This window comes from Verminephrobacter aporrectodeae subsp. tuberculatae, assembly GCF_026127385.1.
GTDB classification, from domain to species: domain Bacteria; phylum Pseudomonadota; class Gammaproteobacteria; order Burkholderiales; family Burkholderiaceae_C; genus Acidovorax; species Acidovorax aporrectodeae.
In genome coordinates, this window is record NZ_QZCX01000001.1 from 1,167,629 (window position 1) to 1,180,424 (window position 12,796).

Here is a 12,796-nt window from a genome sequence, read left to right on the forward strand (position 1 = left end):
GCGCAATGACTACGGTGGTGTTTGATTGACGCTGGGCGTCACTAGTTTTACTGTGTTAGTAAAATCAAGGAATTATGAGAGAATCTTCACACAGGAGATGAGCCTTGAAAGACGAACTGCAAGAGTTTGAACGCTACCTTGAGCATTTGGGAGGCGGACTGGGCCATGCGGACCGGCAAGCCGGGTTGCGCGGGTATTGCATCGGCCTGATGGCGCCGCTTGCGCGCAAGAGCGTGGAGCCGATGGCCGCACACTTGGCGCCGCAGGCCACTCGCTCGCGTCACCAGTCGCTGCACCACTTCGTGGCCCAGTCGTCATGGTCGGACGAAGAGATGCTGCGGCGCGTTGCGCAATGGGTCGTGCCAGCGATGGACTTTGGAGATGGAGGCTGGTGGATCGTGGACGACACCGGCTTTCCCAAACAGGGCGAGCACTCGGTGGGAGTGGCCCGACAGTACTGCGGCATGCTGGGTAAGCAGGACAACTGCCAAGTGGCCGTCAGCGTCAGTCTGGCTTGCTTGGCGGGCAGCCTGCCCACGGCCTGGCAGTTGTACCTGCCCCAGCAATGGGCCGATGACATGGCGCGGCGCGAGAAGGCCGGTGTGCCCGAAAATGTGTCGTTCGCCACCAAGTGGCAGATCGCGCAGGCGCAGATCGAGCACTTGGTGGAGCAAGGCGCGCCAAAGCACACCGTGCTGGCCGATGCAGGCTACGGGGTGGTCACCGCATTTCGTGAGGGCCTGACGGCGATGGGCCTGACTTACGTGGTGGGCGTGACGGGGCAGGTGACGGTGTGGCCGCCGGGGCATGCCCCGCTGGCGCCGCGGCCGCGCAGTGGCCGCGGCGTGGTGGCCACCCGCCAGCGTTTGGGCGATGCCAGGCACGAGCGACCGCTGTCCGTGAAGGAAGTGGCGTTGGGGTTGGAGCCGACCCAATGGCAAAGCATCGAGTGGCGTGAGGGGACGAACTTCACATTGCGTTCGCGTTTTGCGCGAGTGCGCGTGCATGCGGCCCACCGCGAGCACCTGCGCACAGAGCAGCGAGCGCAAGAGTGGCTGCTCATCGAATGGCCCGAAGGCCATGAAGAGCCAATGAAATACTGGCTGTCCACGCTGGCAGAGAACATCACACTGGAGCGCATGGTGTTTGAGGCCAAGATGCGCTGGCGCATTGAGCGCGACTACCAGGACCTCAAGCAAGACCTGGGTCTGGGCCACTACGAAGGGCGCAATTGGAGGGGCTTTCACCACCACGCCAGCTTGGCCATCGCTGCCTACGGTTTTTTGATGGCGCAGCAGCTGCGCCAGCCGGAAGGTGGGGGTAAAAAAAACTCTGCACGAAGCGAAGAACCTGCCCTACCCACGCATTACAAGCCTCGCGGCAGCCCCGCGCACGCAGCGCCACGTCCGATCGTCGATCACAACTTTGCGGCTGCGTATCGCCGCAGCCTTGCTCAGGACGCTGCCGCGCTGCCCATGCTGCCTGCGCGTAAACGCAAGAATTCGTTTGTGACACAGTAAGAATAGGCCCAGGGCTGTAGTCTTGACCAGCCCCCACTGCGGCAACGCCGCCTGCAACCAGCCCACGGGCAGCAGCCCGACCACGATCACGGTGCCCGGCACGGGGGCGTAGCCCATGCTCGTCAATTGCAGCACGCTGCGCGTCACGGCGTCCGGCCGGCGGCGCAGGGCCAGCGCGATGGCCACGGCCAGCAGCGCCGCGATGCCGTCCAGGTGCAGTCAGCCCGAGCCAGCGCAGCAAACAGCAGAACACACCAACCCACAAGTCCACCCAGACTTGGGCGCCATGCTCATGCGCCTGCCCCACCGGGGACCAAGCCCATCACGGCCATGACCACACCCGCTACGAAGACCAGCAAGCCTGAAGCCACAAAGGCAGGCACCAGCCCAATGACAACGCCCGCGATGCTGTAGCCCAGACTGGCTTTCGGGATGGCGCCCGCCAAGGCATTGCCCGTGACCCATATCGAATACAGACATAAGGGCGGCAGGGACAGGAGTGGCGACACACCCAGCGCCGTCAAGCTCGAGCTCAGGGTGTCGACTACCAACCAGGATGCGGCCACCAGGTTGAACAGATCGCCATGCCCGTCCCAACGGCCGCCGCGCTTCATCCACCAGCGCAGCATGGCCACGGTGATCAGGAACCACCCCCAGAGGATGGTCAGCCCCATGAACACGGCCAGCCACAGCGACTGGGCGCGAAGGCTCGGGTCCAGGCCCGTCAGCACGCCGACGAAGGAGATTCCCAGTACCGATTGCCAGCGGGGGAAATCAGAGCGCGAGAAAGGGAGTTCACGCAGGGCAAAAAGCGAGAATGCTGTGGGAATCATGCGGTCGTTTCGTATGTTTTTTGCTAGCCATTCCGGGTACGAGGGTGCGACGATCTCGCTGCACCTGCGCCATTCTGACGGTGCCAGCCGACGACAATGGTGACTTTTTTCCCAGTCATGTGACAGGTCCCGAAACAGGCGGCAGAGCAGGCAAGCAGTGCGCTACCCATATCAACGCAGGCTGGGTATTGCCTTGCTTGCTGCCCAGACCCGGGGCGCAAGGGGCGCAAGGGGCGCGCACCCCGCCACAGCTCACCGACTACGTAGCGCGCGACTGCAATAGCAGCACCGGAGCCAGCCCCACGGCCACCAGCGCCAGCGACGGCAGCGCCGCTTCGTCCAGGCGTTCATCGCGCGCCAACTGGTAGGCGACGACGGTCAGGGTGTCGCTGTCGAAGGGGCGCAGCACCATGGTCGCGGGCAGTTCCTTCATTGCGTCCATAAACACCAGCAAGGCGGCTGCGGCGCTGGAGCGTTTGAGCAGCGGCCAGTGCACGCGGGCCATGAGTCCGCAGCCGCCGCTGCCCGGCAGGCGGGCGAGATGCGGGCATAACCGCTTTGTATGGACTGCAGGGCGACGCGCAAAAGTGCACCAGATAGGCCCAGACGATGCCCAGGGCCGTGGTCGTGATCAACGCGTGCCGCAGCCCCCACTGCGGAAGCGCCGCCTGCAACCAGCCCACGGGCAGCAGCAGCCCGACCACGATCACGGCGCTCGGCACGGGGCGTAGCCCATGCTCACCAATTGCAGCACGCCGCGCGCGTCACGGCATCCGGCCGGCGGCGCAGGGCAAGGGCCAGCAGCGCCGCGATGCCGTCCAGGTGCAGTCAGCCCGAGCCAGCGCAGCAAACAGCAGAACACACCAGCCCACAAGTCCACACAGACTTGGGCGCCATGCTCATGTGCCTGCCTCACCGGGGACCAAGCCCATCATGGCCATGACCACACTCACGACAGAGACCACCAAGACTGAAGCCACAAAGGCAAGCGCCAGCCCAATGACAATGCCCGCGATGCTGTAGCCCAGGCTGGCTTTCGGGATGGCGCCCGCCAAGGCATTGCCCGTGACCCATATCGAATACAGCCATAAGGGCAGGATCAGGAGTGGCGACACACCCAGCGCCGCCAAGCCCGTGCTCAGGGTGTCGGCCACCAACCAGGAGGCGGCCACCAGGTTGAACAGATCGCCATTTCCGTCCCAACGGCCACCGCGCTTCATCCACCAGCGCAGCATGGCCACGATGACCAGGAACCACGGCCAAGCGAGGGCCTGCCCCACGAACACGGCCAGCCACAGCGGCTGGACCACGGCGCGAAGGCTCGGGTCCAGGCCCGCCAGCACGCCGATAAGGGAGATCGCCAGTACCGATTGCCAGCGGGGGAAATCAGCGCGCGTGAAAGGGAGTTCACGCAGGGCAAAAAGCGAGAATGCTGTGGGAATCATGCGGTCGTTTCGTATGTTTTTTGCTAACCATTCCGGGTACGAGGGTGCGGCGATTTCGCCGCACCTGCGCCATTCTGACGGTGCCAGCCGACGCCAATGCTGACTTTTGTCCCCGTCATGACAGGTCCCGAAACAGGCGGCAGAGCAGGCAAGCAGTGCGTCACCACCTCACCGACCACGCAACGCGCGGCTCAATAGCAGCACCGGAGCCAGCCCCACGGCCACCAGCGCCAGCGACGGCAGCGCGGCTTCGCCCAGGCGTTCATCGCGTGCCAACTGGTAGGCGACGACGGCCAGGGTGTCGCTGTCGAAGGGGCGCAGCACCATGGTCGCGGGCAGTTCCTTCATGGCGTCCACAAATACCAGCAAGGCGGCTGCGGCGCTGGAGCGTTTGAGCAGCGGCCAGTGCACGCGGGCCATGAGTCCGTAGCCGCTGCTGCCCAGCAGGCGGGCGGAATCGTCCAGGCTGAGCGGAATGCGGGCATAACCGCTTTGTATGGACTGCAGGGCGACCGCGCTAAAGCGCACCAGATAGGCCCAGACGATGCCCAGGGCCGTGGTCGTGACCAGCGCGCCGAGTCCCCACTGCGGCAGCGCGGCCTGCAACCAGCCCACGGGCAGCAGCAGCCCGACCACGATGACGGTGCCCGGCACGGCGTAGCCCATGCTTGCCAGTTGCAGCACGCCGCGCGTTACGGCGTCCGGCCGGCGGCGCAGGGCCAGCGCGAGCGCGAGCGCGATGGCCACGGCCAGCAGTGCCGTGATGCCGCTCAGGCGTAGGCTGTTCCAAGCCCAGTGCATGAAGCGCTCCCAGGGCAGCACGGACCAGTCCGCAGCCAGCGGCCGCAGCATGCAGGCCACGGGCGCAACGAAGCCCATGACCACCGGCAGCGCGCAGACCGCCCAGGCCGCCCAGCGCTGCGCTCCGTGCAGCGCCAGCGGCTGGGCCTGCGCCGCGCGGTGGCTGCCGCTGGCAAAGCGCATGCGCTCTTGCGCGCGGCGCTCCACGTGCAGCAGCGCCAGCACCACGGCGAGCAGCAGGGTGGCCAGCTGCGCCGCCGCCAGGCGGTTGTCCATGGACAGCCAGGCCTTGTAGATCCCCGTGCTGACGGTCTGCATGCCAAAGTAGCTGGCCACGCCAAAGTCGGCCAGGGTTTCCATCAGCACCAGGGCGACGCCCGCGGCCACCGCAGGGCGCGCCAGCGGCAGGGCGACGGTGCGGATGCGGCGCGGCAGCGCTGCGCCGAGCAGGCGCGCAGCCTCCATGGGTTGCGTCGCGTGCGCGCCCAGCGCCGTGCGCGCGAGCAGGTACACGTACGGGTAGAGCGTAGAAACGAATACCCACACCGCGCCGCCCAGGCTGCGCACCTCGGGCAGCAGCCGGCCCTGCAGGCCCAGGGCGTCGCGCAGCCCGGTTTGCAGCGGGCCGCTGAATTGCAGGAAGTCGGTGTACACATACGCCGTGACGTAGGCGGGCATGGCCAGCGGCAGCAGCAACAGCCATTCAAAGCTGCGGCGCCCAGGAAAGTCGAACATGCTCACGGCCACGGCCGTGGCGCTGCCCACCAGCGCCGTGCCCAGCGCGACCAGCAGGCCCAGCCACAGGGTGGTCCACAGGTAGCCGGGCAGCACGGTGGCGGCCATCTCGCGCAAGATGGCGCCGGCCTGCGCGCTGCCCGGCCCCACGGGCAGCCAGGAGGCCAGCAGCGCGAGCACGGGCAGGGCCAGAAAACCCGCGCACAGGATCAGGGGGACGTTGCGAAGGGCAAAGGGCGTGCGGCGCAAGGCGGGGATCTCGGCGGGGGCGGCGGGAATGCAAATGCGAATTCTATGGATTCGCGCCTGCCTAGAATCGGGGCATGTTTCTGGAGATATCCGACCTCGAAGTGCGCCATGCGGGCCGCACGCGGGCTGCGCTGCAGGCGGTCACGCTGGGCCTGCGGGCGGGCGAGGTCGGGGTGCTGATCGGTCCCTCGGGCTGCGGCAAGACCACCTTGCTGCGTGCCGTGGCGGGGCTCGATCCCGTGTTCCGCGGCGAGATCCGGCTCGGCGGCAGCGTGGTCGGCAGCGCCGCGCTGAGCGTTGCGCCCGAGCACCGGCGCGTCGGCATGGTGTTTCAGGAGCATGCGCTGTTCCCCCACCTGAGCGTGGGGCGCAACGTCGCTTTCGGCATTCATCGGCTGCCGCGCGCCAGGCAGGCCGCGCGCGTCGCCGAAATGCTGCAACTGGTGGGGCTGGCCGGCAGCGAGAACCGCTTTGCGCATGAGCTCTCGGGCGGGCAGCAGCAGCGCGTGGCGCTGGCGCGCGCGCTCGCACCGGGCCCACGGCTCATGCTGCTGGATGAGCCGTTTTCCAGCCTCGACGCGGACCTGCGCGAGCGCCTGGCGCACGAGCTACGCGCGATTCTCAAGGCGGCCGGGGCGACGGCGCTGTTCGTGACGCACGACCAGTTCGAGGCGTTTGCCATGGGCGACAGGATCGGCGTGCTGCACGAGGGCCGTCTGCACCAGTGGGACGATGCCTGCACGCTGTACCACCGTCCGGCCACGCGCTTTGTCGCCGACTTCATCGGGCACGGCGTGTTCTCCCCCGCGACGCTGGTGCAGCGCGGCGGCCGCGTGGTGGCGCAAACGCCGCTGGGCGAACTGGGCACCCTGCACGCGTGCCCGCCGCCCTGCGGCTACCCCGGCGGTGAATGCGACGTGCTGCTGCGCGCGGACGACGTCGTGCACGACGCGCATGCGCCGGTGCAGGCGCAGATCGTGCGCAAGGCGTTCCGCGGCGCGGCGTTTTTGTACACCTTGCGCCTGGCCAGCGGCCACACCCTGCTGGCGCACGTGCCCAGCCACCACGGGCACGCGGTGGGCGAGTGGATCGGCATCCGCGCGCAGCCGGACCATGTGCTGACCTTTGCGCGGGCCTGAGAGCGGGATCGATCCCGATCCCGTCGCCCGGGCGCTGCGGCCATTCGGAACGGATCGAAGGAGCGGGCTACAGCGAGTCGATGAAGCTGCGCAGCTTGTCCGAGCGGCTGGGGTGCTTGAGCTTGCGCAGGGCCTTGGCCTCGATCTGGCGGATGCGTTCGCGCGTCACGTCAAACTGCTTGCCCACTTCTTCCAGCGTGTGGTCGCTGGTCATCTCGATGCCGAAGCGCATGCGCAGTACCTTGGCTTCGCGCGGCGTCAGGCCGTCGAGGATGTCCTTGACCACGTCGCGCAGGCCGGCCTGCATCGCGGCCTCTATCGGGGCGGTGTTCGCGCCGTCTTCGATGAAATCGCCCAGGTGGCTGTCGTCGTCGTCGCCGATCGGTGTTTCCATGGAGATCGGCTCCTTGGCGATCTTCATGATCTTGCGGATCTTGTCCTCGGGGATCTCCATCTTGGCCGCGAGCAGCGACGCGTCGGGCTCGAAGCCGAACTCCTGCAAATGCTGGCGGCTGATGCGGTTCATCTTGTTGATGGTCTCGATCATGTGCACCGGGATGCGGATGGTGCGCGCCTGGTCGGCGATCGAGCGCGTGATGGCTTGGCGGATCCACCACGTGGCGTAGGTCGAGAATTTGTAGCCGCGGCGGTATTCGAACTTGTCCACGGCCTTCATCAGTCCGATGTTGCCTTCCTGGATCAGGTCGAGGAATTGCAGGCCGCGGTTGGTGTACTTTTTGGCGATCGAGATCACCAGGCGCAGGTTGGCCTCGATCATCTCCTTCTTCGCATCGCGCGAGGTCGCCTCGCCCTCGTTCATGCGCTTGTTGATGTCCTTGAGCTCGGTCAGCGGCACCACCACGCGCGACTGCAGGTCCATCAGCTTTTGCTGGAGTTCCTGCACGGGCGGGACGTTGCGCGCCATCACGGTGCTCCAGGGCTTGCCGGCGCCGGCCTGCTTTTCTATCCACTGGAGGTTCAGCAGGTTGGGCGGGAACTCCTTGACGAAGGTCTCCTGGGGCATGCCGCATTTGTCCACGATGATGCGGCGCAGCTCGCGCTCCTTCTTGCGCACGTCGTCAACTTGGCCGCGCACCATGTCGCACAGCTTTTCGATGGTTTTGGCGGTAAAGCGGATGGTCATCAGCTCGGCCGACAGGGCTTGCTGGGCTCTGACGTAGGCCGACGTGCCGTAGCCTTCCTTGTCGTAGACCTTGTGCACTTTCTCAAACAGTTGGCGCAGTTTGTCGAAGCGCTCGAGCGCCTGTTTCTTGAGTTCTTCGAGCTTTTTCGTCAGCGCCTTGGAGCCGCCCTTGCCGTCGTCGTCGTCGGCTTCGTCGAACTCGTCGAAGTCTTCTTCGGCCACGTAGTCGTCGGCCTCGTTGGGGTTGGAGAAGCCGTCAACGATGGTCGAGATGACGACCTTGCCGGCGCGGATTTCCTCGCCCATGTTCAGGATGTCGGCGATGGTCGCGGGAGACGCGCTGATCGCCTCCATCATCGCCATGAGGCCGCCTTCGATGCGCTTGGCGATCTCGATTTCGCCTTCGCGCGTCAGCAGTTCCACGGTGCCCATTTCGCGCATGTACATGCGCACCGGGTCGGTGGTGCGGCCAAATTCGCTGTCCACGGTGGACAGCGCCGCTTCGGCGGCCTCCTCGGCCTCCTCCTCGCTGGCGCCGGTGGGGGCGTTTTCGGTGATGATCAGCGTCTCGGCGTCGGGCGTTTGCTCGTACACGGCCACGCCCAGGTCATTGAGCGTGGTGATGACGGCTTCGAGCGTTTCGGCATCGACCAGCTTGTCGGGCAGGTGGTCGGAGATTTCGACGTGCGTGAGGTAGCCGCGCGTCTTGCCCAGCTTGATCAGGGTCTTCAGGCGCGAACGGCGCCGGGCCAGGTCTTCCTCGGACAGGACGGTTTCGTCCAGGCCGAATTCCTTCATCAGGGCGCGCTCCTTGGCCTTGCTGATCTTCATGCGCAGCGGCTTGGCCTTCTCGACCGCGGCCGCCACCCCGGGGGTTTCCTCGACCTCGCCTTCCAGGTCGGCCTCGACGTCGGACAGGTCCGTGTCGTCGGCAGCCTTTGGCGGGGGGGCGTTCTTGGCAGAGGTTTTGGCCGGAGTTTTGGCCGGCGCCTTGCTGGCGGGTGCCTTGGTCTTGGTGGTCTTGGCCTTGGCCTTGGCGCTGCTCGCAGCGGGCTTCTTGGGCAATTCGGCGACGGCCTTTGCAGCAGGCTTTGCCGGCTCCTTTGCCGGCTCGGCAGGACGGGCGGCTGCCTTGGCCTGCACCTTGACCTTGACCTTGGCGGGGGCAGGCGGCTTTTTTGCTGCCGCTTTATCGGCAGTCTTCTTCGCAGCCTTTGCCGGGTCGGCAGGGCTTTTCGTTTTCGCAGGCGGGGTCTTGGCCTTCCCGGCTGCGGGCGCGGGCTTTGTTTCTGCGGCCGGGGCGGGAGCGGCCTTTGCGGCGCCGTCTGGCGCAGACTTGGGGGACTTCGCAGACTTTTGAGCGGGCATGAAGAAACCTCAGAATCAAAACGGATGGGGACGGACGAGAACGGAAACCGGCGCCACGGGGTCGGGCGCGGGTGGCAGCGCGAAGCTGCACGGTCTTCGCGCCACGGGGGCGGGCCGGCAAGATGTCCGGGCGATCATTTGGTGTGCAGTCCTTGCGATGGGTGGGCGGTGCTTGTGCGCGGCGGTGGCCCGGCTCGGAGGTGCTGCTGTCGCTCTTGCCGACGGAAAACCCCGCATTATATCTTGTGTGCCTTGAATGCGCGTTTCATCCGTTTCATCAAGCGGTCTTGGCCGCTGCGCTCAGCAAGGCGTTGCGCCTTTGTTCCAGGGCGCGGTAGCGCTCCAGGACACTCGGGTCCTGCTGCGCTTGCAGCACCAGCAGCTTTTGCTGTTCCTTGATGTCTTCGATCTGCATGCGGTTGAGCAGGTCGCGCAGCTCCAGCCTGAGTTCCTGCAGGTCGCCCTCGGTCTGCGCGTGCGCGCCGGTCATTACCTTGTGCGCCAGCGCCTCGCATTCGTGCTCGCGCAGGCTCTCGCGCAACACCGCCCAGGCCAGGGGGCCGAGCTCATGGAACTGCTCCTCCAGCCAGGCGAACAGCGGCCCGTGCGGCGCAGGCTGGGCGCACAGGATGGCGTGGTCGTCGTGCGTCAGGTCTTCCAGAAAATCCATGTGCGAGAGCAGCAGACGCGCCGCGTGGTCCACGCGGCTTGCCGGCGGGGTGCGCGGCAACCGGGGCTGGGGGGGCCAGCGCACGGCGTCCCGTTTCTTCCAACTGCCGCCTGGCCAGTTTGCGCCCTTGCGCAGGCCGGACCCCGTCTGCGCCGCGTACCGGCCATGGCCGCTGTCGGCGGCCCCGTGCTGCCAGTTTTCCGGCGTCGGCAGGTTGGCCCACGGAGGCGCGTCTTCCTGCGGGAGATGCATGCGTGGCGGGCCGCCCGCCTGCGCAGGGTGCGCTCCCGCCGGGGTCCAGATGTCCGCCAGATCCCGCGCGTTCAGCTGGGCCAGCTGGGCCAGCTCGCTGAGCAACTGGCGCCGGAGCACCCCGTCGGGCAGCGCGCTCCACAGCGGGCGGGCGTTGCTCGCCATGTGCGCGCGGCCCTCGGCGCTGCCCAGGTCGCAGCCCGCGCTCGCCGCATCGACCAGGAACCGGCTCAGCGGCACGGCCTCGTCCACGTGCCGGGCGAAGGCCTGCGTGCCGTGGGCGCGGATGAAGCTGTCCGGGTCGTGCTCGGCGGGCAGGAACAGGAATTTGATGCTGCGCGTGTCGCCGGCGTGGGGCAGCGCGGCGTCGAGCGCCTTGCGCGCCGCGCGCCGGCCCGCGGCGTCGCCGTCGAAGCTGAACACCACGGACTCGGTAAAGCGCAGCAGTTTTTGCACATGCTCGGGCGTGCAGGCCGTGCCCAGCGTGGCCACCGCGTTCGGAAAACCCAGCTGCGCCAGCGCCACCACGTCCATATAGCCCTCGGCCACGAGGGCGTAGCCCTGCTCGCGGATGGCGGTGCGGGCCTCGAACAGGCCGTACAGCTCGCGCCCCTTGTGGAACACCGGGGTTTCCGGCGAGTTCAGGTACTTGGGCTTGTCCTCGCCGAGCACGCGGCCGCCAAAGCCCATGCATTCGCCCTTGACGTTGCGGATGGGGAACATCACGCGGTCGCGAAACCGGTCGTAGCGCTTGCCGCCTTCGTCTTGCACGATGACCAGCCCGCTTTCTTCGAGCAGCGGGTCGTCGTACTGCGCAAACACGCTGGCCAGGCTGCGCCAGCCTTCGGGCGCGTAGCCCAGGCCGTAGCGCTCGGCCACGGCGTCGGAGACGCCCCGGCCCTTGAAATACGCCATGGCGCGCGGGGACGTGTGCAGTTGGCTGCGGTAGGCCTCGGCGGCCTTCTCCAGCACCTCGCTGAGCGTGGCCTGCCTGCGGCGGATGGTGTCGGCGCGTTCCCTGTCCTGCGGCGAGAGGAGTCCGTCGTCGGGCACCTGCAGGCCCACTTGCCGGGCCAGGTCCTGCACCGCATCGACGAAACCCATTCCCGCATGCTCCATCAGAAAGCCGATGGCATTGCCGTTCTTGCCGCAGCCAAAGCAGTGGTAGAACTGCTTCGCGGGGCTGACGCTGAACGAAGGCGATTTTTCCCCGTGGAAGGGGCACAGCCCCATGAAATTGGCCCCGCCCTTCTTCAGGACTACGTGGCGGCCCACGATGTCGACCAAGTCCACGCGGGTGAGCAGTTCCTGAATGAAAGACTGGGGGATCGTCACGCCGCCTATTGTCTGCGCAAACCGTTTTGGGCCGGCAGCCGCCGTCACGCGCCGGCAAGACCGGTGGTCAAGCCGGCGCCCTGCGCTGGTGGAATCGGTGCACGCCCTGCGTGTCCAGAGACCTCTGCAACTGGCCGTCGTACCACAGCAAGTGCAGATGCGCCAAAGCCTCGCCCATGGCAAAACTCATCTGGTGCGTGTCGAGCTTGCGCTTGAACAAAATGGGCATGACGTCGGCGGCGGACAGTGGGCGTCCTGCGGAGGACGCGTCGATGATTTCGCGCAAGCGGTCGCGATGGAGCTCTTGGAGCTGCCCGATGCGCGCGTGCAGGCCGGTAAAGGGTTTGCCGTGCGCGGGCAGCACCAGGGTCTCGGGGGGCAGTTCCAGGTACCGCTGCAGCGATGCCAGGAAGATCCGCAGCGCGTCGGCTTGCGGCTCCAGGGCATGCACGCTGACGTTGGTCGAAATGCGTGGCAGGACCATGTCCCCGCTGACGAGAATCGACAAATCGGCGCTGTACAGCGAGATGTGCTCGGGCGCATGCCCGTAGCCGCTGATGCAGCGCCAAATCCGTCCCCCGATCTCGATACGGTCTGCGTCCATGAGCCGGTGAAAGTGCGCAGGCAGCGCCGGAACCAGGCTCCGGTAGAAGGAACCGTGTCCCCGTACATGGTCCAGGAATTCCTCGTCCTGCGCGCCGTGCAGGGCATAGAAATTCGCGCTCGCCGGGCCATCGAATCCGTCGCGCTCATGGATGCCAATCTTTGCTGCACAGTAGTCGGTGGTGCTGATCCAGAGGTCTGCCTGCCAACGCGTGCACAGCCAATGCGCCAGACCGATGTGGTCCGGATGCATGTGGGTCACGATCACCCGGAGAATGGGCAGCCCCTCCAGGCTGTTGGCAAAGACTTGCTCCCACTGTGCACGGCTTGCCGTGTTGTCGATGCAGCAGTCGATCACGGTCCAGCCGTCGCGCATGTTGCCCGCGGTGTCCGGCTGCCGGTCGCGCAGCAACCACAGGTTGATATGGTCGAACAAAAAGGGCATCCCCATGCGGATCCACCGGATTCCGGATGCGACCTCCAGGGTCGCGCCCTGTGCAGGCAGGGTGTCGCCGAGGGGATAGTGGATCGGGTGTTCGGGTGGATTCATGGCAATGGGGTGATGGGGCAATGGATTAGCATCGGCGTTGACAGAGAGGAGTCAGTCGGGCGGCAGGCTGCTTGATGCATTGTATGGGGTCCCCCGGTCACGAAATTGTCACACTGATGTCCAGGGCGGAACACACCGCCTTGCTTTATTTT

At 66.4% G+C, this 12,796-nt stretch carries 8 protein-coding genes and 2 pseudogenes; 2 read left to right on the top strand and 8 right to left on the bottom strand.

The features are described from left to right. Nucleotides 1-104 precede the first annotated feature (104 nt). Complete coding sequence (locus D5041_RS04970; RefSeq protein WP_265284010.1) at nucleotides 105-1,520, top strand: IS701 family transposase; 1,416 nt, start codon at nucleotides 105-107, stop codon at nucleotides 1,518-1,520. Between the two features lie 3 nt (nucleotides 1,521-1,523). On the opposite strand, the pseudogene D5041_RS04975 reads toward D5041_RS04970, so the two are convergent. The 5 genes and pseudogenes from D5041_RS04975 to D5041_RS04995 all read right to left on the bottom strand — a co-directional run. Beyond that, a pseudogene (locus tag D5041_RS04975) lies at nucleotides 1,524-1,739 on the bottom strand (iron ABC transporter permease); the annotation flags it as partial. Nucleotides 1,740-1,810: 71 nt separating this feature from the next. Continuing rightward, nucleotides 1,811-2,353: a hypothetical protein gene (locus D5041_RS04980; RefSeq protein ID WP_265284011.1), complete on the bottom strand. Its 543-nt coding sequence runs from the start codon at nucleotides 2,351-2,353 to the stop codon at nucleotides 1,811-1,813. Nucleotides 2,354-2,605: 252 nt separating this feature from the next. Continuing rightward, a pseudogene (locus tag D5041_RS04985) lies at nucleotides 2,606-3,166 on the bottom strand (ABC transporter permease); the annotation flags it as partial. A gap of 86 nt (nucleotides 3,167-3,252) precedes the next feature. Beyond that, nucleotides 3,253-3,798 (bottom strand): hypothetical protein, encoded by a 546-nt coding sequence (locus D5041_RS04990; RefSeq protein WP_265284012.1) that lies wholly within the window; start codon nucleotides 3,796-3,798, stop codon nucleotides 3,253-3,255. Between the two features lie 168 nt (nucleotides 3,799-3,966). Next, nucleotides 3,967-5,583 carry an ABC transporter permease gene (locus D5041_RS04995; protein ID WP_265284013.1) on the bottom strand — a complete coding sequence of 539 codons (1,617 nt, stop codon included), beginning with the start codon at nucleotides 5,581-5,583 and terminating at the stop codon, nucleotides 3,967-3,969. 74 nt (nucleotides 5,584-5,657) lie between these two features. Here D5041_RS04995 and D5041_RS05000 point away from each other — a divergent pair, with 74 nt between their 5' ends. After that, on the top strand, nucleotides 5,658-6,722 hold the full coding sequence (locus tag D5041_RS05000; RefSeq protein ID WP_265284014.1) for an ABC transporter ATP-binding protein: 1,065 nt from the start codon (nucleotides 5,658-5,660) through the stop codon (nucleotides 6,720-6,722). Between the two features lie 67 nt (nucleotides 6,723-6,789). On the opposite strand, the gene rpoD is transcribed toward D5041_RS05000, so the two are convergent. The 3 genes from rpoD to D5041_RS05015 all read right to left on the bottom strand — a co-directional run bounded on the left by rpoD (nucleotide 6,790) and on the right by D5041_RS05015 (nucleotide 12,644). Then, entirely contained in the window at nucleotides 6,790-9,234 is a 2,445-nt protein-coding gene (gene rpoD / locus D5041_RS05005; protein WP_265284015.1) for an RNA polymerase sigma factor RpoD, read from the bottom strand. A gap of 277 nt (nucleotides 9,235-9,511) precedes the next feature. After that, nucleotides 9,512-11,491, bottom strand: a complete 1,980-nt coding sequence (gene dnaG, locus D5041_RS05010; protein ID WP_265284016.1) for a DNA primase — start codon at nucleotides 11,489-11,491, stop codon at nucleotides 9,512-9,514. 67 nt (nucleotides 11,492-11,558) lie between these two features. After that, nucleotides 11,559-12,644 carry an MBL fold metallo-hydrolase gene (locus D5041_RS05015; RefSeq protein WP_265284017.1) on the bottom strand — a complete coding sequence of 362 codons (1,086 nt, stop codon included), beginning with the start codon at nucleotides 12,642-12,644 and terminating at the stop codon, nucleotides 11,559-11,561. Nucleotides 12,645-12,796 lie beyond the last annotated feature (152 nt).

Excerpts from the sequence above, each read along its gene's own strand:
- D5041_RS04980 (WP_265284011.1), bottom strand. The coding sequence starts at position 2,353 with ATGATTCCCACAGCATTCTCGCTTTTTGCCCTGCGTGAACTCCCTTTC.
- D5041_RS04990 (WP_265284012.1), bottom strand. The coding sequence starts at position 3,798 with ATGATTCCCACAGCATTCTCGCTTTTTGCCCTGCGTGAACTCCCTTTC.
- D5041_RS05000 (WP_265284014.1), top strand. The coding sequence starts at position 5,658 with ATGTTTCTGGAGATATCCGACCTCGAAGTGCGCCATGCGGGCCGCACG.
- rpoD (WP_265284015.1), bottom strand. The coding sequence starts at position 9,234 with ATGCCCGCTCAAAAGTCTGCGAAGTCCCCCAAGTCTGCGCCAGACGGC.
- D5041_RS05015 (WP_265284017.1), bottom strand. The coding sequence starts at position 12,644 with ATGAATCCACCCGAACACCCGATCCACTATCCCCTCGGCGACACCCTG.